The following is a 256-nucleotide window of genomic DNA, read 5'->3' as shown; positions in this document are numbered from 1 at the left end:
GACGTCACCACCATCGACGGTGTCGTCCTCGTTTACGTCGCTGAGGGTCGCACCCGACATGTCCCCGTGCTTCACCGGTGGGAGACCATCCTCGTCCGCCGGGCAGACGAACTCGCCGAAAGCGACTACTTGTTCAAGCCCGGCCGCAGCGGCGCAGGCAAGAACCTCATCAGCAACTACGCGACCAAGTCGAAAGCCCACGGAGTCCTCGCCCAGACGCAGCGGATGCGGACCACCTGGTTGGTCACCCAAATGC

Annotated in this window: 1 protein-coding gene; it reads left to right on the top strand. The window is 63.7% G+C overall.

Annotated elements, in window-relative coordinates; genetic code table 11:
- Window positions 1-256, top strand: a 256-nt coding sequence (locus AC1RP1_RS08410; RefSeq protein WP_481762792.1) for a hypothetical protein, incomplete at both ends; no start/stop codon positions are given.

It is taken from the genome of Dellaglioa sp. CoH-56-MRSF-13 (assembly GCF_056782095.1).
Note: the sequence above shows the minus strand (reverse complement) of the source record. Positions and strands in the feature narration are given on the sequence as shown.